The sequence below is a fragment of the Helcococcus sp. SA-HE-C1 genome (genome assembly GCF_985670335.1).
Map to the genome: position 1 here is coordinate 206,644 of NZ_OZ484652.1, position 23,430 is coordinate 230,073.

At 28.4% G+C, this 23,430-nt stretch carries 25 protein-coding genes and 1 riboswitch; of the genes, 21 read left to right on the forward strand and 4 right to left on the reverse strand.

Features of this window, described 5'->3' with window-relative positions:
- Positions 1–28 precede the first annotated feature (28 nt).
- The gene (pflB, locus tag AC4KN9_RS01115) at positions 29–2,158 is read right to left on the reverse strand and encodes a formate C-acetyltransferase (RefSeq protein WP_491016843.1); all 2,130 of its coding nucleotides are present in this window, start codon (positions 2,156–2,158) and stop codon (positions 29–31) included.
- Positions 2,159–2,409: 251 nt separating this feature from the next.
- Here pflB and AC4KN9_RS01120 point away from each other — a divergent pair, with 251 nt between their 5' ends.
- The 10 genes from AC4KN9_RS01120 (at position 2,410) to AC4KN9_RS01165 (ending at position 10,499) form a co-directional block, all read left to right on the forward strand.
- On the forward strand, positions 2,410–2,559 hold the full coding sequence (locus AC4KN9_RS01120; RefSeq protein WP_491016844.1) for a hypothetical protein: 150 nt from the start codon (positions 2,410–2,412) through the stop codon (positions 2,557–2,559).
- 85 nt (positions 2,560–2,644) lie between these two features.
- Positions 2,645–2,812, forward strand: a complete 168-nt coding sequence (locus tag AC4KN9_RS01125; RefSeq protein ID WP_491016845.1) for a hypothetical protein — start codon at positions 2,645–2,647, stop codon at positions 2,810–2,812.
- 101 nt (positions 2,813–2,913) lie between these two features.
- The gene (locus tag AC4KN9_RS01130; protein ID WP_491016846.1) at positions 2,914–3,375 is read left to right on the forward strand and encodes a CtsR family transcriptional regulator; all 462 of its coding nucleotides are present in this window, start codon (positions 2,914–2,916) and stop codon (positions 3,373–3,375) included.
- 14 nt (positions 3,376–3,389) lie between these two features.
- On the forward strand, positions 3,390–3,905 hold the full coding sequence (locus tag AC4KN9_RS01135) for a hypothetical protein (RefSeq protein WP_491016847.1): 516 nt from the start codon (positions 3,390–3,392) through the stop codon (positions 3,903–3,905).
- 103 nt (positions 3,906–4,008) lie between these two features.
- Positions 4,009–6,402: an ATP-dependent Clp protease ATP-binding subunit gene (locus AC4KN9_RS01140; RefSeq protein WP_491016848.1), complete on the forward strand. Its 2,394-nt coding sequence runs from the start codon at positions 4,009–4,011 to the stop codon at positions 6,400–6,402.
- A complete protein-coding gene (gene radA, locus AC4KN9_RS01145) occupies positions 6,402–7,769 on the forward strand; it encodes a DNA repair protein RadA (protein ID WP_491016849.1) in 1,368 nt (455 codons plus the stop codon). The genes AC4KN9_RS01140 and radA overlap by 1 nt, the downstream gene beginning before the upstream one ends.
- Before the next feature lie 125 nt (positions 7,770–7,894).
- Positions 7,895–8,785 carry an ABC transporter ATP-binding protein gene (locus AC4KN9_RS01150; protein WP_491016850.1) on the forward strand — a complete coding sequence of 297 codons (891 nt, stop codon included), beginning with the start codon at positions 7,895–7,897 and terminating at the stop codon, positions 8,783–8,785.
- Complete coding sequence (locus AC4KN9_RS01155) at positions 8,778–9,323, forward strand: hypothetical protein (protein ID WP_491016851.1); 546 nt, start codon at positions 8,778–8,780, stop codon at positions 9,321–9,323. The genes AC4KN9_RS01150 and AC4KN9_RS01155 overlap by 8 nt, the downstream gene beginning before the upstream one ends.
- A gap of 34 nt (positions 9,324–9,357) precedes the next feature.
- Positions 9,358–9,699, forward strand: a complete 342-nt coding sequence (locus tag AC4KN9_RS01160) for a hypothetical protein (RefSeq protein WP_491016852.1) — start codon at positions 9,358–9,360, stop codon at positions 9,697–9,699.
- 203 nt (positions 9,700–9,902) lie between these two features.
- Positions 9,903–10,499, forward strand: coding sequence for a peptidylprolyl isomerase (locus tag AC4KN9_RS01165; RefSeq protein ID WP_491017912.1), 597 nt, complete (start codon positions 9,903–9,905; stop codon positions 10,497–10,499).
- Positions 10,500–10,565: 66 nt separating this feature from the next.
- Here the strand turns inward: AC4KN9_RS01165 and thiT are convergent, their stop codons facing one another.
- Positions 10,566–11,111 (reverse strand): energy-coupled thiamine transporter ThiT, encoded by a 546-nt coding sequence (thiT, locus tag AC4KN9_RS01170; protein ID WP_491016853.1) that lies wholly within the window; start codon positions 11,109–11,111, stop codon positions 10,566–10,568.
- A 32-nt stretch (positions 11,112–11,143) separates the two neighbouring features.
- Positions 11,144–11,231: riboswitch (TPP riboswitch) on the reverse strand.
- 189 nt (positions 11,232–11,420) lie between these two features.
- Between thiT and AC4KN9_RS01175 the strand changes: the two genes are divergently transcribed.
- From AC4KN9_RS01175 to AC4KN9_RS01195, 5 genes are all read left to right on the forward strand, one after another.
- On the forward strand, positions 11,421–11,894 hold the full coding sequence (locus AC4KN9_RS01175) for a CarD family transcriptional regulator (RefSeq protein WP_491016854.1): 474 nt from the start codon (positions 11,421–11,423) through the stop codon (positions 11,892–11,894).
- A 25-nt stretch (positions 11,895–11,919) separates the two neighbouring features.
- Positions 11,920–12,816 (forward strand): PIN/TRAM domain-containing protein, encoded by an 897-nt coding sequence (locus AC4KN9_RS01180; protein WP_491016855.1) that lies wholly within the window; start codon positions 11,920–11,922, stop codon positions 12,814–12,816.
- Between the two features lie 34 nt (positions 12,817–12,850).
- Positions 12,851–13,036 (forward strand): TRAM domain-containing protein, encoded by a 186-nt coding sequence (locus AC4KN9_RS01185; protein WP_491016856.1) that lies wholly within the window; start codon positions 12,851–12,853, stop codon positions 13,034–13,036.
- 10 nt (positions 13,037–13,046) lie between these two features.
- The gene (locus tag AC4KN9_RS01190) at positions 13,047–14,225 is read left to right on the forward strand and encodes a DUF1002 domain-containing protein (protein WP_491016857.1); all 1,179 of its coding nucleotides are present in this window, start codon (positions 13,047–13,049) and stop codon (positions 14,223–14,225) included.
- 85 nt (positions 14,226–14,310) lie between these two features.
- Positions 14,311–14,961, forward strand: a complete 651-nt coding sequence (locus AC4KN9_RS01195; RefSeq protein ID WP_491016858.1) for a 50S ribosomal protein L25 — start codon at positions 14,311–14,313, stop codon at positions 14,959–14,961.
- A 216-nt stretch (positions 14,962–15,177) separates the two neighbouring features.
- On the opposite strand, the gene AC4KN9_RS01200 is transcribed toward AC4KN9_RS01195, so the two are convergent.
- Positions 15,178–16,482, reverse strand: coding sequence for an NCS2 family permease (locus AC4KN9_RS01200; RefSeq protein ID WP_491016859.1), 1,305 nt, complete (start codon positions 16,480–16,482; stop codon positions 15,178–15,180).
- Between the two features lie 219 nt (positions 16,483–16,701).
- Between AC4KN9_RS01200 and AC4KN9_RS01205 the strand changes: the two genes are divergently transcribed.
- The 6 genes from AC4KN9_RS01205 (at position 16,702) to AC4KN9_RS01230 (ending at position 22,750) form a co-directional block, all read left to right on the forward strand.
- The gene (locus AC4KN9_RS01205; protein ID WP_491016860.1) at positions 16,702–17,844 is read left to right on the forward strand and encodes a THUMP domain-containing class I SAM-dependent RNA methyltransferase; all 1,143 of its coding nucleotides are present in this window, start codon (positions 16,702–16,704) and stop codon (positions 17,842–17,844) included.
- A gap of 7 nt (positions 17,845–17,851) precedes the next feature.
- Entirely contained in the window at positions 17,852–18,928 is a 1,077-nt protein-coding gene (locus AC4KN9_RS01210; protein WP_491016861.1) for a PP2C family protein-serine/threonine phosphatase, read from the forward strand.
- A gap of 35 nt (positions 18,929–18,963) precedes the next feature.
- On the forward strand, positions 18,964–20,238 hold the full coding sequence (locus tag AC4KN9_RS01215) for a glucose-6-phosphate isomerase (RefSeq protein WP_491016862.1): 1,275 nt from the start codon (positions 18,964–18,966) through the stop codon (positions 20,236–20,238).
- Between the two features lie 13 nt (positions 20,239–20,251).
- On the forward strand, positions 20,252–20,815 hold the full coding sequence (locus AC4KN9_RS01220; RefSeq protein WP_491016863.1) for a phosphatidylglycerophosphatase A family protein: 564 nt from the start codon (positions 20,252–20,254) through the stop codon (positions 20,813–20,815).
- Entirely contained in the window at positions 20,808–21,422 is a 615-nt protein-coding gene (locus AC4KN9_RS01225; protein WP_491016864.1) for a ribonuclease H1 domain-containing protein, read from the forward strand. The genes AC4KN9_RS01220 and AC4KN9_RS01225 overlap by 8 nt, the downstream gene beginning before the upstream one ends.
- 113 nt (positions 21,423–21,535) lie before the next feature.
- Positions 21,536–22,750: an IS256 family transposase gene (locus AC4KN9_RS01230; RefSeq protein WP_491016865.1), complete on the forward strand. Its 1,215-nt coding sequence runs from the start codon at positions 21,536–21,538 to the stop codon at positions 22,748–22,750.
- 192 nt (positions 22,751–22,942) lie between these two features.
- On the opposite strand, the gene mscL is transcribed toward AC4KN9_RS01230, so the two are convergent.
- Positions 22,943–23,344: a large conductance mechanosensitive channel protein MscL gene (gene mscL / locus AC4KN9_RS01235; protein WP_491016866.1), complete on the reverse strand. Its 402-nt coding sequence runs from the start codon at positions 23,342–23,344 to the stop codon at positions 22,943–22,945.
- Positions 23,345–23,430: the final 86 nt, after the last annotated feature.

The following is a 23,430-nucleotide window of genomic DNA, read 5'->3' on the forward strand; positions in this document are numbered from 1 at the left end:
ATTTTTTTATTGTTTATAATTTTTTTTATTATTTGTCTTCTGGTTGAATATTTTGTAAAGTAGGTTCGCTACATGCTTTATTTGTACAGCCATCTAAATCTATTTGTGATAAATCTAACTCAATACCTAAATCATCCAAGTCTATTTCTCCAGCAAATACTTTTTCATCTTTACCTAATGCTCCAGGTATAATTGAAAATGTGTTTGAGATACCGTCTTGAGCATCTTTATATGGAATTTTAGCAACTGATGATAATGATGCTAATGCTCCAGAATAATCTCTACCATGCATTGGATTAGCACCCGGTGCAAATGGTTCGCCTTGTTTTCTACCGTCAGGTGTGTTACCTGTCTTCTTACCATAAACTACGTTTGAAGTAATAGTTAAGATTGAAGTTGTAGGGATACCATTTCTATATGTTGGGTGTTTTCTTACTTTATTCATAAATGATTCAACAGCATATACAGCAAAATCATCTACTCTATCATCGTTGTTACCATATGTTGGGAATTCACCTTCTGTTTCGTAGTCAACTACTAATCCATTTTCATTTCTGATTGTTTTAACTTTACCATATTTAATAGCTGATAGTGAGTCCGCTACTACTGATAGTCCTGCAATACCTGTTGCAAAATATCTCTTAACATCTCTATCGTGTAGAGCCATTTGAATACTTTCATAAGCATATTTATCATGCATATAGTGAATTACATTTAGTGTATTTACATAAATTTCAGCTAACCATTCCATCATATCTTCAAATCTTTCTTTTACTTCATCGAAGTCTAAGTATTCTGATGTAATAGGTCTAAATTTAGGACCAATTTGTATACCTAATTTTTCGTCAACACCACCATTGATTGCGTAAAGTAAACATTTTGCTAGGTTAGCTCTTGCACCAAAGAATTGCATTTCTTTACCAACTCTCATTGATGATACACAACATGATATAGCATAATCATCACCATGTGTCTCTCTCATGATATCATCATTTTCGTATTGGATTGATGATGTGTTGATTGACATCTTAGCACAGAATCTCTTGAAGTTATTTGGTAAATGAACTGACCATAATACTGTTAAGTTTGGTTCTGGAGATGTTCCTAAGTTTGATAAAGTATGTAGGTATCTAAATGAAGTCTTTGTTACTAATGATCTTCCATCTAAGCTCATACCAGCTAGTGATTCTGTTACCCATGTAGGATCTCCTGAGAATAAATCGTTATATTCTGGAGTTCTAGCAAATTTAACTAATCTTAGCTTCATGATAAAGTGATCTATCATTTCTTGAGCTTCTTTTTCTGTTATGATACCTTCTTGTAAATCGTGTTCAATATATATATCTAAGAATGTTGAAGTTCTACCAAGTGACATAGCTGCACCGTTTTGTTGTTTGATTGCTGCTAAGTAAGCTAAATATAACCATTGAATAGCTTCTTTTGCGTTTTCAGCAGGTCTTGTAATATCAAATCCGTAGATCTTTCCTAATTCAATCAATTCTTTTAACGCAACTACTTGATCGGCTAATTCTTCTCTTAAGTTAATATTGTATTCGGTCATGATACTTGATATTGAATTAATTTGATTTTTCTTATCTTCAATCAATTTATTAACACCATATAGAGGTACTCTTCTATAGTCCCCGATAATTCTACCTCTACCGTATGCATCTGGTAAACCTGTAACAACACCGGATTTTCTAACAGCTTTCATTTCAGGAGTATAAACATCAAATACCCCTTGATTATGTGTTTTTCTATATTCTGTAAATATTTTATGTACTTCCGGATTTACTTTATAGCCGTATGATTCTAATGAACCTTCACTTACTCTTATACCACCAAATGGTTGTAGTGATCTTTTAAAAGGTTTATCTGTTTGGAAACCTACAATTGTTTCTAATTCTTTATTTAGGTATCCAGCACCATGTGATGTTATTGTGGAAACAACTGATGTATCCATATCTAATACACCACCATTCTCTCTTTCTTGTTTTGACAATTCCATTACTTGATCCCAAAGGGTTGTTGTTGCTTCAGTAGGACCTTCTAGAAAATCATCATCACCTTTATATTCTTTGTAGTTAGCTTGGATGAAATCTCTAACATTGACTTCTTTTCTCCAAGTAGTTCCAAAAAATTTATCCCATATTGACATATATTCCTCCTTATTTATTTCTTGTCATTATTTTAACATATATATTTAAATAAAAATGTGAGACAAATCACAAATAAAAAAATTGATTATTTATTTCAAGTTATATCGCACGCTTAATATATATATTAATTATTACACTTTAATTATACTATAAAAAACAAAATAATTCTAACTATTATCTAAATTTATGACGCCGATTTTTGGATTACCAGGTAGATCAGCTGTTGACTGTCTAGCATTATGAATTGGATATGGGACTATTGGGGGTTGCACTAACTAATAAGCAATATGAAGAAGGGGATTATACAGAAAGAGAAGCCTCAGTGGTTGCTACAACTTTTTCAGCAGTGTCAATTACATTTTGTTTAGTTATATTAGAAAATGTTAAATTATTGAATTAGTTTTGAAAATTTTATTTAATCATTGAAATTGCAAGTGCCAAATGCGTAGGCGGCAAGTAAAACGATAATTGTTGGTTTTGCTGATATGGTGGTACCACCTATTTTAGTTTCAAATATTCAATCAGAATTTACAAGATTTGTAGCAGCAGCAGTTTCAGTTACACAGTTAATATATCTTTCTGAAAATGGAGAGGTAATTTTGGAATCAAATTTACCGGTTAGTTTACTAGATTTATTTATAATATTTATATAAATGTCTTATTAGACTATATACACTTTACATTTAAGGTAAAAGATGGTAAAATTTTAGTGCGGAAAATTTTTTTTATAATAAAGTCAAAGAAGGACAATAAAATGGGATTAACTTCAGATATTGAAAAATTTCTACTTGAGAGAATGAGATTAGAAAAAAGAGAATATATAGAGATTGGCAGAAATGATTTGGCGGAACAGTTTAATTGTGCACCATCTCAAATCAATTATGTATTAACTACACGTTTTACACCGTATAAAGGATATTACGTTGAGAGTAGAAGAGGTGGTAGTGGGTATATTAAGATAATAAAATTAGAGATGACTGAAGATCAGTTAATCAATAATATATTAAATGGTACTATCGATAAAAAAATTACACTAGATAAAGCTAAACATATAATAAAAGGTTTGGTTGAAGAGGAAGTATTATCACAAAAGGAAGCTTTAATAATACAGCATAGTATCGATGATAATGCATTAAAAGATTTGGATTCGAAGAGTAAAAATATAGTTAGAGCAAGTGTTTTTAAGAATGTTTTATTGGCTCTAGTTAGAGATTAGATAGGAGGGAAATTATGGAATGTTTTAATTGTGGAAATGATGCAGACATGGAAGTTTATATGATGATCAATGGAAAAATGAAGAAATTACAAATCTGTATGAATTGCTATAGAGAACAAATGCAAAATATGATGGATAGTTTTCAAGATGAGTTTGGCAACGTAAATCCTGATGAAATTCAAAAACAAATGTTTAATTTTTTTCAAAATAATAAAGGTGAATTCGAAAAAATGTTTGGAGATGCTCTTGGAGATGAAAATTTTGATATGAGCACATTAACTCCCGACAACTTTGATATTAAAGAGATGAATTTTGAAAATACAGGATTTAATCTAAATAATCAAAATATAGACGAAATGATGAAAAATTTAAGTGGCAAGATAGGTGAAAAATATAATACCATTCAAAGGAATATGCATAGGAGTTATGGACCAAAAGATAGAAAAGATAATCTAACTCATGAAGATAAAGAAATGCAAAATTTACAAAACGCAGCAAGAAGAAAAAAGCTGAATTGCATAGCAATCTAAATGAAGAAGATTATTTAGCTGCGGCAAATACAAGAGATGAAATGCGTGAGATTAATAAAAAAATTATGATAATCAAGAAAATGGCAAGAAAAGGTGAAAAATAATGAGATTTAAGGATTTTATGCAGATGCTTAATAAAGAGGCATCAGATTTAAAAGCTAAATATATTACTGTAAGTCATGCTTTACTGACTTTAACTAGAACGGGGGGATTAGAATCTAAAGCACTAACAACAGCTGGTGCTGATTATGATTTAATGAAAGAATATCTTCAGATTACAAGTGATGAAAAATCAGATAATATTGAGGGTACTACTATTGAATTGAAGAATTTATTAGATGATGTCACATTACAACAAAAGAGAAATAAAGATAAAATGACATTTGAAGAAAGATTACTTATCAATATTTTGGTATCTAATAGTGAGGCTAAGGTTATCCTTGCAGATACAAATGTAAATTCTCAACAAGTTTATATGTTACTAGACTATTATATGGAAAATAAAAATAATTTTGTTGAAGGGAAAGCACATCCAAATTTAGATAAATTTGGGATTGATCTTGTAGAGAAGGCATTAACAAGTATTGATGGAGTTATTGGTAGAGATGAAGAAATTCAAAGAATTATCAATATTTTAACAAGAAGAACTAAAAATAATCCAATACTTATTGGTGAAGCGGGTGTAGGTAAGACGGCTATTGTTGAAGGTTTAGCTAAAAAAATTGCCTTAAATGATGTGCCTGAAATAATGAAAGATATGAGAATATTCTCGATAGACTTAGCTTCAATGATTGCTGGTACAAAATATAGAGGAGAATTTGAAAAAAGAATTTCAGATACATTAAAAGAAGCACAGTCTATACCTAATATAATTCTATTTATAGATGAAATTCATACAATTATTGGAGCGGGTTCTTCAGAAGGAAGCCTTGATGCTTCAAATATTATGAAACCATATTTATCAAAAGGTGAAGTTAAATTAATTGGAGCAACTACAATTTCAGAATATAGACAGTTTATTGAAAGGGAACCGGCACTAGAAAGAAGAGTCCAACCAATTGAAATTGAAGAACCTTCTATAGAAGAGGCTATTGAAATTATTAAAGGTATCAGAAAGTACTATGAAAGGTTTCATAGAATCAAGATTACAGATGAAGTAATTGAAGAAACGGTAAAATTATCAGATAGATATTTAATAGATAGATTTTTACCAGATAAGGCGATTGATGTAATTGACGAAGCTTCATCAAAGTTAAAAGTATCTAATTTTAAAAATCCAGAAGCTTTAGATAAATTAAAAAATGAAATAAAAAAATTAAATGAAGAAAAAGAACAAGCTATAAATACTCAAAATTATGAAAAAGCTGCATATGTAAGGGATAATATTGTAAAATTAGAAGATGAGTATTTATCAATACTTGAAGAAATAGAAATAAAAAATGAAAAAGAAGAAATTGACTATATAGAAGAGATAACTGTAGATAGAATTAGAGATATTATTTCTAATTGGTCAAAAGTTCCAGTATCTAAAATAACTCAAGAAGAAAATCAAAAATACAGAGATTTAGATAAAAATCTTAAAGGAACAGTAATTGGTCAAGATATTGCAGTAGAAGTTGTATCTAAAGCTATAAAGAGATCTAGAGTAGGTCTAAAAGACGCAAATTCACCTATAGGTACATTCATATTTGTAGGTCCAACAGGAGTGGGTAAGACATATCTTGCAAAAAAAATTGCAGAAGAAATATTTGATGGAGATGACAATCTTATTAGAATCGATATGAGTGAATATATGGAAAAACATTCAGTTTCTAAACTAATAGGATTTCCTCCTGGATATGTGGGATATGAAGAAGGCGGACAATTAACAGATAAAGTTAGATCAAAACCGTATTCTGTCATTCTTTTTGATGAAATAGAAAAAGCTCATCCAGATACTTTTAATATCTTACTACAAATATTAGACGAAGGTAGATTGACCGATTCACAAGGCAGAGAAATTGATTTTACAAATACAGTTATAATTATGACTTCAAATGCTGGAGCATCACAACTTTCTAAGAAAAATATAATTGGTTTTGGAAATGTAGAAGATCAAGTTAAAAAAGATTATGAAAATACTAAGGAAATAGTTAATAGAGAATTAAAGAATTTGTTTAAGCCAGAATTTTTAAATAGAATTGATGATATTATAGTATTTAATAGATTGAATAAAGAAAATATTAAAGAAATAGTAAAATTAAAGCTGGATGATTTATTGGACAGAATTGAAGATATGGGATATCAAGCAAAATATACAGATAAAGTTGCTGAAAAAATTGCAGAAGGTGGATTTGATGATACTTATGGAGCAAGACCACTTGATCGATTTATTAAGACTGAAATTGAAGATTTAATTGCAGAAAAAATATTAAATGAAGAAATTACAAAGGAAACAAGAATATCAATTATAATAAGAGGCGATAAAATTGCAATAAATGAATTGGAATTAGTATAATGAAATTAAAAACAATCTATATTTGTTCTAACTGTGGTGAAGAGCATATAACTTGGGCAGGAAAATGCTCAAGTTGTAATGCTTGGAACACACTTGTTGAAGAGATAGTAGAAAAAAAATCAAAATCACAAATATCAAAATTAAATTTAACTTCCCAAAAATCAAACAGATTAAAATCTATAAAAGTGAGTGAATCAGAAAGATTTGAAACAGGCATAGAAGAGTTTGACAGAACTATTGGTGGTGGTATAGTTAAAGATTCTGTATCTATACTTACTGCAAAGCCAGGAGCAGGAAAATCAACATTACTTTTAGAAATCGCATATAATTTAGCGAAATCAGGTGCAAAGATTCTATATATATCTGGTGAAGAGTCTGAATCTCAAATAAAATCAAGGGCAAATAGAATAATGCCAAAAATTCCAGATGATATATTTCTACTATCCACAAATTCAATGGACGTAGCCATAAGCGAAATAAAAGAAATTGATCCAGACATTATTTTTTTAGATTCAATTCAGACCTTAGCACTTTATGAATATTCTCAAAGACCAGGTACGCCTACTCAGACAATTGAATGTGCAAATAAACTGGTAGATATTTGCAAAGACTCTATAAAGCCTAAAGCAGCTATAATGATTGGACACATGACAAAGTCTGGCGAAATGGCAGGATTAATGACTCTTGAGCATCTTGTTGATGCGGTCTTAATTTTAGAATCCGAAACAGATTCACAATTAAGAGTACTTCGTACAACTAAAAATAGATTTGGGTATACAGGAGAAATAGGACTTTTTAATATGATTGAGGGAGGACTTAAAGAAGTGTCAAATCCTTCTGAATATTTTTTAACTTCTCGGGAAAATCCTATACCTGGCTCGGCAATTTCAGAAATAAAAGAAGGTTCTAGATTTTTAACTGTTGAAGTCGAATCTTTAGTGTCGACGTCTTTTGGTCCTTATCCAATTAGAATAGGTGACACGTTAAGAAAAGATCAATTAAATACTTTGATTTCAATATTAGAACAGAGATGTGGATTTAATCTATATGATAAAAATGTAATTTTAAAAACTACGGGTGGATTAAAATTAAATGAACAATCTGTAAACCTAGCTATTATAATGAGTATAGTTTCATCTATGAAGAATATAGGTATAGATAATTCGACTGTTTTTATTGCTGAAGTTGGATTAACAGGAGAATTAAAAAAAGTACAAGATATTGAAAAAAGAGTACTTGAATTAGACAGATTAGGATTTAAGAAAGTATACATTTCAAAGGGTGATTATGATTTTGGAAAAATAAAAAGTATTAAAATTATTAAATTTGAAAATCTAAATGAGGTTATAAAAGACGTATTTAGATAATATGAAAAATAGAAAACTCATTTTAATGAGTTTTTTATTTTAAAATAAAAAATATAGTAAATATATGTTATAATTTTTATAAGTTAAATCAATAAATTTTGAAATAAATCTAAGGAGAAATTAGAGTGGCTACAATAATTAAAACAAATAAACTAACCAAAAAATATGGTAAAAATATAGCCTGTGATGAAGTAAGTATCAATATAGAAAAGGGTGACATTTATGGATTAATCGGTAGAAACGGTGCAGGTAAAACTACATTAATGAAGATGATATCTGAATTGATAATACCTACATCTGGCTCATTTGAAATACAAAATGATGTAGGTGAAAAATTAAAATTAGGCATATTGATAGAAAGTCCCGGATTATATCTAAATCTTGATGCTAAGAAAAATCTTGAATTAAAATTTGCTATAGAAGGGATTGATTCATCGGGTAAAATTGAACCTATATTAGAACTAGTGGGTCTTTCAGGCGTAAAGAAAAAAGTTAAAGGCTATTCTCTAGGTATGAAACAAAGACTTGGGTTAGCAATCGCTTTAGTGGGAGATCCAGATATTCTCCTATTAGATGAACCAACAAATGGAATGGATCCTCAAGGAATGAGAGAATTTAGAAATTTGGTAAAACGATTAGTACGAGAGAGAAATTTAACTGTAATTATTTCAAGTCATATTCTAGAAGAGCTTTCAAAAATAGCGAATAGATTTGGTGTTATTGAAAATGGTAAATTGATTAAAGAATTTGACAATGTAGAAATAGAAAAATCAGCAAATTCAAAAATTGAAATTATGGTTGATGAACTTGAAAAAGCAAAAATGATAATTTTAGAATCTTTTGAAGATGTAAATGTAGAAGTATTTTCAGATAAATTGCAAGTGTTTGGTAATATTGACTCTAAGGATATTAATAAAAAACTTTGCGAAAATGGATTATATCTAAATCATATTATAAAAGTTGGAGAAAACTTAGAAAACTTTTATTTAGATTTAACAGGAGGCAAAAATGTTTAATTTATTAAAGTTTGAATTCAAAAAAATGTTAAATTTTAGAGTTACTTATATCACTATAATTATAGGCTTATTATTATTTGGAGCAGGTTCATATGCAAAATATTCTGCAAGAGTTGATAATGCAGCTTATGAATCGATTTCTAATTATATAGAAAAAAATCCAGAAAAGTTTGAAGCTGGAGAATTAAAAAAATTATACGAAGACGGAAATAATGTAAGTGAATTTGCAAAAAAATATAATATAGATTTGGATAAATTAAAAAATGACTATATTAAAGAAGGAGTATCATTTCTAAAAAACTTAGAATTAATTAGTGGTGGAGGCTACGTTTTAATTTTAAGTACTTTATTTACTGCTATGTTTGTAGGTTTTGATGTTTCATCAGGATATATAAAAAATATAATAGGTAGAAATAATTATCGTACAAATGCAGTATTTGCAAAATTTATAGTAAGTTCGGCATATACAATAATATTTTTATTGTTACAATTGCTGGGCATCATATATATCAGCTTTAATACTAAATGCAGATACTAGCTTTGATCCATATAAATTATTAAAGTTTACTTCAGTGTTAATCTTAGGATTAATAACAGTAAATTCAATTATAATTATGATATCCAATTTGTTTCAAAAATCAAATGTTACAGTAACTTTTTCAGTTTTATATTCACTTGGGATAGTTACAGCTATAATTGGTTTAGTAGAAGTGTTAACTAAAATTAAAATAAATGATTATTTACTTTATAATGCTATACAAAAACTTCAATATAATATGCAAGAAATTACAAGAAACACGATGCACGTGGTCTCGGTTAAAGAGATAATATATTCAATTATTCCATATCTAGTAATTTCGTTATTTTTAGCGGTTTTATTGCTTAAAAAGAGAGATATTACAACAGGAGAATAGTTTGTAAACTTTTGAGAGTTTATGTTTTTGAGTTATAATTACTGAATAAACTAATAAAGGAGACGGGGATGAAAAGAATACTATTATTAATATTAGCATTATTTGTTTTTGTAGCTTGTTCTAATAATAAACAAAAAGAAAGAACTAAAGAAACGATGAGCGAAAAAAAAGAGGGAACTAAAAATAATAAGGGGGAAAGTGCTATGTTAAATCAAATTGAAGGATTTAGAGAAGGCAATGTTAAAGTGAAAATGCTAACTAATAAAGGGGAAATTAAATTCATATTATTTCCAGATGTAGCACCAAAGGCGGTAGAAAATTTTACCACTCATGCAAAGAATGGATATTATAATGGTGTGATTTTTCATAGAGTGATAAAAGATTTTATGATTCAAGGTGGAGATCCAGAGGGAACAGGTAGAGGTGGAAAAAGTATTTGGGGAGAATCATTTAAGGATGAGTTTGATGTAAAATATAGACACTTTACGGGTGCTTTATCCATGGCAAATGCTGGTCCTAATACGAATGGTTCCCAATTTTTTATAGTAACTGCAAAAAACAATATATCACCAGAAATTATTAAACAAATGAGAGAATCAGGTGAAGAGAAGGGATTTCCAAAAGAAGTTGTAGACGCATATGAAAAACTAGGTGGAACGTATCATCTAGATGGAAAACATACAGTTTTTGGACACGTAATAAAGGGAATGGAAGTTGTTCAATCTATATCAGAAGTGGAAACTGGAGTAAATGATAAACCTAAAGACGATGTTATTATAGAAAAAATTATAGTTGAATAAAATCATAAATTAAAAAGCTATTTTAGTTTTAACTAAAATAGCTTTTTCTAATCTATATAATTAAATTTAATGTTGTTTTACTCTTAAACTTTTTAGTGGACTCCAAAGAAGAGCAATCACGACTAAGAATAATACTAGTTCTGGACCTGTATACTGAATATTATATATAAATGAATAATATTCAGGTGTTAAACCTTCAGGTGCATATTTTCTGTAAAAGATTATACCTGCCAAGAAATGACATGCAAACTTTAATATATAAGCAATTATTATGGAAGGAATATATCCTTGTAATTTTGATTTATCTTTTAAGTAAGAATATCCGGATAAACCAATAAATGCACTTGGCAATGGATAATCAAGCAATACTTGTATCGGGTGTACAACTTGTGGTTTTATTATTAAAGATAAAATTCCATATAAAAAACCTACTATAAAACCTCTACTCATACCCCATCTAATTGAAAAAATCATTAATGGTAACATTGAAAGTGTAATACTTCCACCGTATGGCATTTCATACACCTTGAATAGTGATAAAACGTAAGATAAAGCCATGCTTAATCCAGCTTCAACCATCATTTGAATATTAAAATATTTTTTTGTGTTCATTCTTCCTCTTTCTAAAATAAAAAAAGACGCAATAATAGCGTCATTCACTTTCCTACGCTATCGTTATATAGATCAGGTTCTAAGGGTTCATCTCAGCTATTTGCGCCCCTAGTGACATTTATATACTAGCATAACAAATTATTAAAGTCAACTTTATAAATTTTTAGCATTTTGTTTTGGTAAAATCTATTATTAAATAAAACATAATTTACACAAAATAATGAGATATTATATTTATGTAATTGCTAAAGATATAGGTTTAAATATACATTGATACTAAATATGATATAATATTACTAGGAGGGTATAATGTATAATATTGGAGATAAGATAGTTTACACAGTTCACGGTGCGGGTACAATTGTAGATATTCAAGAAATTGATATATTAGGAAATGTAGAAAAATATTACATTTTACAATTGCCTATAAATGATATTAAGGTATCAGTTCCAATTAAAGAAGATGAAGGACTTAGACCTGTAATAACTCAAGAAGAAGGTAAGAAAGTTCTAGAAATATTGCAAGAAGATATGACTGAGATGTCTAAAAATTGGGGAAAAAGATTTAGAAACAATATGGAAAATATTAAAACAGGAGATATATTTGAAATTGCAAGCACAGTTAGAAATTTAACTTTATTAAATAAAATAAAGGGACTTTCTGCATCTGAAAAGAAAATGCTTGATAACGCAAAAAGAATTATGGCCTCTGAATTAGTTATTATTGGTATGATGAGTAAAGGAGAAGCTTTAGAGTTGATTGACGAAGCGATTACTTTATAAAATATTTATTCAGAAAGGATATAGAATGTTTAAGAAAATACTGCGAGCTTTGATTGCAGTGGTAGGTGTATTCTTAGGATATTCAGTTGGAGATATAATATTTCAAAGTAAGTTATTTGTAATTTCAAATAGCATATTACTTTATACATATTATGGATTTTCTATGATAATATTTGGTTTACTATTCTATCTAATTGCACCACGGCTCATATCACTAATGGAATCTGTCATAGAAAGAATTGAGACGATTTTATATAATCACCCAAAAGAAAACATGATTATTGGATTTATCGGAATTATTATTGGAATTATTTTAGCATTTATTATTAGTTTTGCTTTAAGTGGTTTTAAACCTCAATCTCAATTTTTACAATTCATTATTACAATTATAAATGTTGTTTTATATATTGTGTTAGCAACTTTAGGATATAGAATTGCAACAAGAAATAAGGATGATTTATTAAAAAGATTTCAACCAAAAATACAAAGAAATCTAGCAAGTAAAGAAGATTTTAAGAAAAAACAAAACATAGATAATACTAATATTAGTTCAAAATTGTTAGATACATCAGTCTTGATTGATGGTAGAATATTACAAATAGCAAAGACAGGTTTTATTGATGGAGAATTGATAATACCAAATTTTGTTTTAGAAGAGATACAATTAATAGCAGATTCTCATGATGAATTAAAAAGAGAACGAGGAAGAAGAGGATTCGACATTGTAAATAATTTGCTTGATAGCAATATTGTAAAAACAACAACCACAAATATTGACTATAAAGATATAAATGAAGTTGATTTAAAATTATTGAAGTATGCAAAAGAATATAATTATAGTGTAGTAACAAACGACTTTAATTTAAATAAATTAGCTGTAATACAGGGTATAAAAATACTAAATATAAATGATTCTCGCTAATGCAGTGAAAACGGTTGTTATACCAGGCGAGAAGATGATAGTTAATATAATTAAAGAAGGTCGAGAAAAAAAACAAGGACTGGCATATTTAGATGATGGAACCATGATAGTAGTAGAAGATGGTAAACACTTGATTGGGGAAACTGTAGAGGTCGTTGTAACTACTGTATTGCAAACATCGGCTGGAAAAATGATATTTACAAAAGTGGAGGAAAATTAGGAGATATAAGATGAAAAAAAAATTAATACGAGTTATAGCGCTAACTTTAGCTGTTTTGATGCTAGTAGGGATAGTAGGCACATCTCTAATGAGTGTATTTGCAAAAGATTCAGATGATAATTTTTTTGCATATGGAGCGGGATTATCAGAAACACAAATTGAAACTACCGCTAAATTATTAGGAGTAGATAAGTCTTCTAAAAAAGTATCAATAAAGGGTAAAGATGCCAAAAAGTATATTAATGAGGACTCTAAAGATAGCGAGATGATATCCTCTGTTTATATTACTAAAAATAATACAAAAAAAATCAATGTAGAGGTTGTAAACCCATTAGCTATTCAAAATGTTTCAGCACTACAATATTCAAATGCAGCAGTAACAGCAGGCTTAGAATCTGTAAATATAAAAGTTGGAGCAATAGAAACTGTTACGGGTACGTCAGCATTGACCGGTGTATATAAAGCGTTAGAAAAATCAGGAATTAAAGTTGATGATAAAAGAACGGATATAGCAAATAAAGAAGTATTGTTAGTTAATGAAATTGAAAAAAATAATAAAAATAATGAAGAATTTTCAAAAGAAAAACTAAATAAAATTATTTTAGAAGTTAAAGAGAAAATGATCGAAGAAAAGCAAAAGCAAGGCAAGGTAAGTCCTGATAAAGTATATAATATAACAGAGAATGTAATTAAAGATAATAATTTTCAAAATATTATAAATAAAAATGACATTAAAAACTTAAATGTAATCTTCAATAATTTTATTAATATTGGAAATTTAAATTTAGATCAAACTAAAAAACAAATACAAGATTTACTATCAAAAGTATCTGATTTTTCACAAAAAGAGTTTAATAATGTGCAACAATACATTCAAACTCCAGAAGGTAAGAAATTTATTGATTCAATTAAGGATAAATTGAGTAAAGAACAATTTGAAAGCTTAATTAATGGAGCTAAAGATAAATTAAACTCTAAAGAGTTAGAAGATGCCATAAATAAAGTTAAGGAAAATATCGATTCAAATAAATTGGGTGATTTAATAAATAGTGCTAAAGATAAACTAGGTATTAGTCAAGAAACATTAGATGGAGCAGCTAACTCAGCAGGTGGTTTTTTTGAATCAATTGGAAATTTTTTCGAGGGATTTTTCAAATCAATTGGAGAATTTTTTAGAAATTTATTTTAATGAAAAATAATTAAATTGTAGAATAGTATATTCTGTGATATAATACTTAAACAATTGATATTTTATCAGTAAATTAGGAGGAAAAATGAGCGAATTTGTATTAAAAGCAGATAAAAGATCTGTTTCTGGATCAAATGCAGTTAAAAAATTAAGAGCAGAAAATCTTGTACCAGCAGAGCTATATCAAAGAGATAGTGAAAACTTGAGTTTACAAGTTGTAGAAAAAGAATTGGAAAAAATAATAAACGATGCAGGTCAGTCAGCAATTATTCAATTAGATGTTAATGGAGAAGAGCATAATGTTATCATAAGAGAATATCAAAAACATCCATTTAAAAATCAATTTTTACATGTTGATTTCTTTGGAGTAAACATGAATGAAACATTGAAAGTTACTGTACCAGTTGTATTATTAAATAGGGATGAAATTTATGTACAACCATCAGTATTGATGCAATTTGTAGAGGAAATTGAAATTGAAACTCTACCTAAATATATTCCGCAACAAGTAGAATTAGATGTACAAGAATTGAAATTAGGTGAATCATTAACTGTTGCTGATATTGAATTATTAAAAGATGAAAATATTACATTAATTACAGATGAAGATACAGTAATATGTACATTAAATGAACCTCAAGAAATGGAACTAGATGATGAAGTTGAAGATGTAGCTGCAGATTCAGTTGAAGTTATTGGTGAAGAAGAGGATAAAGTAGAAGACTCAGAAGAATAAAATGTTCAAATTTAATCTTTATTAAATAATATTAATTTGAACTAAACTTATAAATGAAAAATAAAATATATTTGAAATAACTTAAAAAGTTAGAATTTATATCAGAGACATTTAGAAATATTTGTCTCTGTTTTTATTTATATTTTTTATAAAAAATAGTCGAAACAGTTTTATTCAACAACTGTATCGACTATTTGTTAGAAAACAATTTGAAATTTATAATGGCATAAATATATACCTTAATAAGAATACGACAGTTAAAATAGCAACTAATGGATTAACTCTTTCCTTTTTGCCACAAGCCAAGTTTATAATTGTATAAGTAATCATACCCATTACAATACCTTCAGCGATAGAATATGTGAATGCCATACCAGTAATAGTTATAAATGCTGGAATCGCAATTGTAAAATCATTCCATTCAATGTTTTTAACTGATTGAGCCATGAATATACCGACAATAATTAATGCAGGAGCAGTTGCTTGTCCGGGAACTAATAGAAATAATGGGCTAAATAAGATTGCTAACAAGAAAAATATACCTGTTGTTACTGCAGTTAGCCCCGTTCTACCCCCTTCGGCAACACCAGCAGAAGATTCTACGAATGTTGTTACAGTTGAGGTTCCTAGTAAAGCTCCAACCGTAGTTCCCAAGGCATCAGATAGTAAAGCCCTTTCTACTCTTGGTAATTCTCCTTTTTCATTTAACATATTTGATTTTGTTGCAACACCAGCAAGTGTTCCGACTGTATCAAACATATCCACAAATAGAAATGTAAAAATTGCAATCAATATTGTTGGCTCAAATAAATTTTTTGGAATTTGAATTTTAAATGACACTTCACTTAACCCTTGAGGAATTTGAATCAATCTAAAATTTTCAGGGATTACTGTTACACCCATAGGGATACCAATAATTGTAGTAATAATAATACCTATTAAGATAGCACCTTTTACATTCCTTGCAACTAAAATTGCAGTAATAATTAAACCTATAATTGCTAATAATGGACCACTTTCTTTTATTGATCCTAATGATAAAAGGGTTGCACCCTTGTTTGTTATTATGCCTGCATTTCCAAATCCTATTAATGCGATAAAGAAGCCAATACCTACAGAAATAGCTTCTTTTAAATCTCTAGGAATCAAATTGAAAATTAATTCTCTTAATTTTACGAATGAAAGTAGTGAAAAGACAATCCCTTCTACTAGAATAATAAATAGAGCTTCTTGCCATGAATATCCAAATCCCATTACGACAGTATATGTAAAATAAGCATTTAATCCCATACCTGGAGCTAATGCGAATGGATGCTTTGCAAAAATCCCCATTAATATTGTAGCAAATGCTGCGGCTAAAGCTGTAGCAACAAAAACACCGTTTCTATTCATTCCTGTCTCAGCTAAAATATTTGGATTTACAAATAAAATATATGCCATTGTCATGAATGTTGTAATACCTGCTATTATTTCGGTTTTCACCGTAGTGTTATTTTCCTTCAATTTAAAGAATTTTCCCATAAATCTCTCCTTAAAAATAAAAAGTAATAGCTGACAAAACTATTTTATCAATAAGAGATTTTATGTCAACATAAAATCAATATAAAAAATATGTAAACGATTTTATTTTAAATAAATAAAAAAAAATTAATAATTTAAAATTTAAAATAACAATTTTGTATAATAAAATGGTTAACAAAATTGTATCTTACTGATATAATTTATAATGGGGAGGATAATATGCAAGAAAGATATAATATTATAGTTTCAACAGTATTCGGGTTAGAATCTGTTGTAAAGCAGGAGTGCCAAGCTCTTGGTTTTGAGAATATATCCGTTTCAAATGGTAAAGTTGAATTTATTGGTACACAAAGAGATATTATTATAGCGAATTTATGGCTTAGATCAGCTGAAAGAGTATATATTAAACTTTTAGAATTTCAAGCGATATCCTTCGATGATATATTTGAGAATATTAATAATTTTGAATGGGAGAGGTATTTATCAGAAGATGGAAAATTTGTTATATCAGGTAAATCTCAAAAATCAAAGTTGTTCTCTATATCAGATAATCAAGCTATTACTAAAAAAGCAATCATTAAAAGATTATCAAAAATATATAATAAGACGTGGTTTTCAGAAAGCGGCCCTTTATATAATATAAAAATTGCACTATATAAGGATGTGGCGACAGTGACATTAGACACATCTGGTTCGGGATTACATAAAAGAGGATATAGACGAGATCAGACTTTGGCGCCAATTAAGGAAACACTAGCAGCAGCATTAGTTCAGCTATCAAATTGGAATGCGGATAGAAATTTTGTAGATGTTTTTTGTGGTTCAGGAACAATACCTATAGAAGCCGCCCTAATTGCTAAAAATATTGCACCAGGGATATCTAGAAATTTTGCTTTTAATAATTGGAATTTTTTTGATTCAAAAATTTATAAAGAAGAAAAAATCAAAGCGTATAAAGCTATTAAATCAGATATAAATTTCAAAATAATGGGTTTTGATATAGATAAAAAAGCTATAGATATAGCAAAAAAAAATGCAATAAATGCAGGGGTAGATGAAGATATAGAATTTGTCACGAAGGATATAAAAGATGTAGGTCTTCAAAATAATTTTGGAGTAATGGTTTCTAATCCGCCCTATGGGGAAAGAATAGGTGAAGAAAAAGAAATTCAAAAAATTTATAAAAGTATATCAAAATTGTTTGATATACTTACAACGTGGTCATTTTTCTTTATAACATCGGATAAAAATTTTGAAAGAGAAGTTAAAAAGGTAAGTGATCAAAAAAGGAAACTATATAATGGTAGAATAGAAGTTGATTACTACCAATATTTAGGCGTTGATCCATTAAATTTATTATGAGGTTAAAATGAGTCAAATTAGAAAAACAGTAAATTTCACTCGGCTCGTTGAAAATTCAAATTTTAGATTCCTGGAAGCCATGGAAGATCTTGTTAGAATTAGAAATAAGCATGGAGAAATTTTATTTGAAAATAAAGCGATGAGAGATACACTAAAAAAAACAATTCATTACGATGATACAATTATTAATTCATCAAAATATTTTAAGAATGTTTATGATAAAAATAATTCGCCATTTGTTGATGAAGTTAGAATAGACAATAAACTTTATTCGATAAAAGCGTCACCAATTTATGATTATAATGATATAATTTTAGGTTTTATAGAGGTATATAGAGATATAACAATCGAAAGAGATATTACAATGGAGCTTTTTGATGCGCATCAAAAGATAAATAATGAAATGATATTAGCGAAAAGCATACAAAAAAGCATACTTCCTAAAAAAAATAATTTTGGTTATGTAAAATTTCAATATGGACATGAACCTTCTGACAATTTATCAGGAGATGTTTTTGATGTTATAGAGATAAATAAAAACAAAATTGGTGTGTATATTGCTGATGTAGTAGGACATGGGATATCAGCGTCAATAATGACTATGTTTATTAGACAATCTATGCTTAGTATATTACAAGAATATCCAAATTATACAACATCAGAAATAATTATAGAATTAAAAGCTAGATATGCTGAATTAGGATTAGACGTAAGCCAATATTTCACTATATTATTTATGTTAATAGATAAAAAGAAAAGTTCTATTAGTTATGTAAATGCTGGACATAATTGTTTTCCAATATTATTTAATGATACAAAAATTCAAATACTAGAAAATAAAGGAAAAATAATTAGTAATATATTTGTAGATGTAGAATACGAAGAGAAGAAAATAGAGCTAGTTAAGGGCGATAGAATATTGATTTATACTGACGGTCTAACTGAAACTATTAATTCCTCAGGTGAATTTTTTGGTGAAAAAAGATTAATAGAGTGGATAAAATTAAATAGAAAAAGCAATATTTTTGTTCATGATTTACTAAATGAGATTAGAAATTTCAGATGGATGGATTCAAAAGGATGATGTTGCATTATTATATTTAGAGATAGGAGTATAGAATGAAATTAAATTTTGAATACGGAATTTATAAAGATGAGTGGAAAGAATTAAAAAATGAAGTGTTAAAAGCGGATAAAAGATTAAAAGAAGGTGATGGAGAAGGGAATGACTTTCTTGGATGGGTTGATTTACCTATAAATTTTGATAAAGAAGAATTTACAAGAATAAAACAAGCTAGCGAAAAAATAAAATCAAATTCAGATGTATTAGTTGCAATAGGTATTGGTGGTTCATATTTAGGGGCAGAGGCAGTTATTTCAGCTCTTAAGAACAAATATCAAAAGTCTAAAACAGAGGTTATTTTTGTGGGAAATGATTTATCATCTACAGAGATTTTTGAATTGTCATCATATATAAGAGATAAAGATTTTTCAATTAATGTAATATCAAAATCAGGTACAACAACTGAGCCAGCGATAGCTTTTAGAATCTTTAAGGATATACTAGAAGAAAAATATGGCAAAGAAAAAGCAAAAGATAGAATTTTTGCTACTACAGATAAGCAAAAAGGTGCATTAAAAACACTTTCTCAAAAAAATGATTATGAAACTTTTGTGGTACCTGACAATGTTGGGGGAAGATTCTCAGTTCTTACAGCAGTAGGGCTTTTACCAATTGCAGTAGCAGGATTTAATATTGACGAGTTGATGAAGGGGGCTGCTGATTATAGAGAAATAGCATTAAATGGAGATTTTGAGAATAATGACATATTAAAATACGTTGCATTTAGAAACTATTTATATAGAAATGGTAAAAAAATTGAAATAATGGCAGTTTATGAACCTAGACTAAGATTTTTTACAGAGTGGTGGAAGCAATTATTTGGAGAATCTGAGGGGAAAGATAATAAGGGTATTTTCCCAGCATCGGTTATATTTACAACGGATTTACATTCATTAGGTCAAATAATTCAAGATGGAGAAAGAAATATTTTCGAAACAGTTATTGAAGTAGAAAAACCAAAATATGATTTTGTAATAAAAGAAGAACAGGAATCATTGGATGGATTAAACTATTTGGCAGGAAAAACTGTAGATGAAGTGAATAAAGTAGCTACAAGAGCTACTATGGCAGCACACGTAGAAGGAAATGTTCCAAATCTTCTATTCCAAATCGAAGAAATCAATGAATATAATTTAGGGAAACTATTATATTTCTTTGAATATGCAGTTGGTGTGTCAGGTTATGTTTTAGATGTAAATCCATTTAATCAACCAGGTGTAGAAACATACAAAAGAAATATGTTTAAAATGCTAGGTAAACCAGGATTTTAATTAAGGAAAGAAAATGAGTAAAGATAAAAAATATATAAATGAGAAAAAAAATAATTTAAAGGCTAAGTACAAATACCCTATGAATGAACTTACAGAATATGCTAAAAAAGCCTTAAATGAAAGAGGAGTAACTATTGGTGATATAGCGGAAATTGTTTATGAGTTACAATCACCATATGTACCAAATCTTTCAATAGAATTTTGTATATATTCATTAAATAAAATTTTAGAAAAACGGGAAGTTGTAAACGCTGTGCTTACAGGTATTCAAATAGATAAATTAGCAGAACAAAATTTGATAGAGGAACCTATACTAAGCATTATAAAATCGGACGAAGGATTATATGGTATTGATGAGATATTACCACTATCTATAATCAACTTATATGGTTCAATAGGATTGACTAATTTTGGTTATTTAGATAAAGTGAAATCTGGAATTATAAAAAAAGTGGATGAAGATAAAGAAGGAAATGTTAATACATTTTTAGACGATATAATTGCTGCATTAGCGGCATCAGCAGCATCAAGAATCGCTCATAGTGAAAAAGAGCCGGATAAAAAGTTTTATGAGTAAAAAGTTTTACGCCGTAAGAAATGGTCGCAAAATAGGAATATTTAACACGTGGGATGAGTGCAGTTCTTATGTAAAAGGATATAAAGGTGCAGAGTATAAAAGTTTTAAGACAAAAGAAGAAGCTGAGTTATATGTAAAAAATCAAGAGAGACAAATTTTTGATTTAAATAAAAATAAGATTAAAGATAATGAGTTAATAGCTTATGTAGATGGATCTTATAATCAAAATACCAAAGTTTTTGGTTATGGTGTAGTTATAATTGATGTAAATGGAGAGCATACATTTAATGGTTTTGATGATAATGAAAAATACATAGATCATAGGAATGTTGCAGGAGAAATATATGGTTCTATTGAAGCGATAAAATATGCAATGGAAAAAGGAAAATCCAAGATTTATTTACACTTTGATTATATGGGAATAAAAGCCTGGGCTTTAGGTGAATGGAAAACTAATAAAGAATTAACGCAAAAATATAAAAAATTTATAGATTTGGTAAATTCTAAAATAGATATTGATTTTATAAAGGTTAAAGCGCATTCAAATGATAAATACAATGACATGGCGGATAAGTTAGCTAAAGAATCTGTTGGTGTTGAGATATAATAAATACCGGATCAAAATGTATCCGGTATTTAATTATATAGGAGACTGTGTAAAATTTTGTGTATAGAAACCTACTGATTAGGGTAAAGAAAAACTAATTAGGAGGAATTTTTATGCCAAGAAAAAGACCAGAAACAAGACTAAATAAAATAACTAAAATGTTACTAGAAGAATATCAACCAGAAACTGCTCAGGATTTACAAAATGCACTTAAAGACCTTTTAGGTGATGCAATAGAACAAATGCTTAAATCTGAACTTGATGAGCATCTAGACTATGAATATGGACAAGCTCCACTATCACTAAACACTAGAAATGGATCAAGTAAAAAGACTGTTAAATCTTCATATGGAAATATAGATCTTAATATTCCAAGAGATAGATATGCTTCATTTGAACCACAAGTACTTAAAAAATATGAAAAAGACATATCAAATATAGAGAATCAAATAATATCAATGTATGCAAAAGGTATGACTACTAGAGACATATCAGCTCATATTAAAGAAATTTATGGTTTTGGATTATCAGAAACTATGGTAAGTAAAATAACTAACAAGATACTTCCAACAATAGAAGAGTGGCAAAACAGACCACTAGATAAAGTCTATCCAATGGTGTTTTTAGATGCAATCCACTATCATGTTAGAGAAAATAATATTGTAGTTAAAAAAGCTGTTTACATAGCTTTAGGATACAATTTAGAAGGCTTTAAGGAAATACTTGGTATGTGGGTAGGAGAAAATGAATCAAGTAAATATTGGCTTTTAGTATTAAATCAATTAAAAGAACGTGGGCTAGAAGATGTATTAATCTTCTCAACAGACAATCTACCAGGATTTACTCAAGCAATAGAAGCAGTCTATCCAAAAGCGGAAATACAAAAATGTATAATACATCAAATAAGAAACTCTACTAAATATGTATCATACAAAGATATTAGAGAGTTGATGAAGGACTTAAAGTCAATATACAAAGCACCTACAGAAGATTTAGCACTAACCAATTTAGATGTATTTGAAGATAAGTGGGGTAAGAAATATCCTACATGTGTATCTTCATGGAGAAATAATTGGGCTGAATTATCAACATATTTTAAGTATCCTGAAGGTATTAGAAAGATGATATACACAACAAATGCTATGGAAAACTTTAATAGACAGTTAAGAAAAGTAACTAAAAATAAAGCAATATTTCCAAATGATTATGCATTACAAAAAAGTCTTTATCTAGCTATGGCAGATGCTTCAGCTAAGTGGACTAGTAGAATAAGAGGTTGGGATAAGGTGTTATCACAATTATCAATATATTTTGAAGGGAGGATATAATAAAAAAAATAGAAAGCAATAGTAAAAAATATCTGCAAATTTTTAACAAAATTTGACAGTGTATTAATAATGTGTAAAATTAAGTTAAGCTTCATTTCTTAAGAAATGAATATCTATTGATACAAAAAATGTATCAACCCATACCCTTTAATATCAGGAAATAGGTTGATACACAAAATTATTTACAGACCCTTATATAGTATCTAATTTACTTGTACAATGAGGACATCTAGTTGCATCTATATGAATATCTGTCTTACAGAAGTGACATTCTTTTGTGGTTGGTTGAGATTCTTCTTTTTTGTATCTATCATTAAGTTTGTTAAATCCTTTTACAAGTATAAACATTACAAATGAAACAATTAAAAATACAATAATAGTATTAATGAAAACTCCAACACCCAATTCAACACCAGCAATTTTTAATGTTAATTTTTTTACATCTACATTTGCTATTAATGCACCTACAAGGGGCATAATAATATCATCAACAAGCGACTTTACAATAGCGCTGAATGCAGTCCCCATTATTATCCCAATAGCTAAATCTAATACATTACCACGAGAAATAAATTTCTTAAATTCTTTAAACATATATCTTCCTTTTTATTTTATTTTAACCACATTCTATCGACTAATCATTGTGATGTCAAATAATATTATTTATTGATATTAGTAAA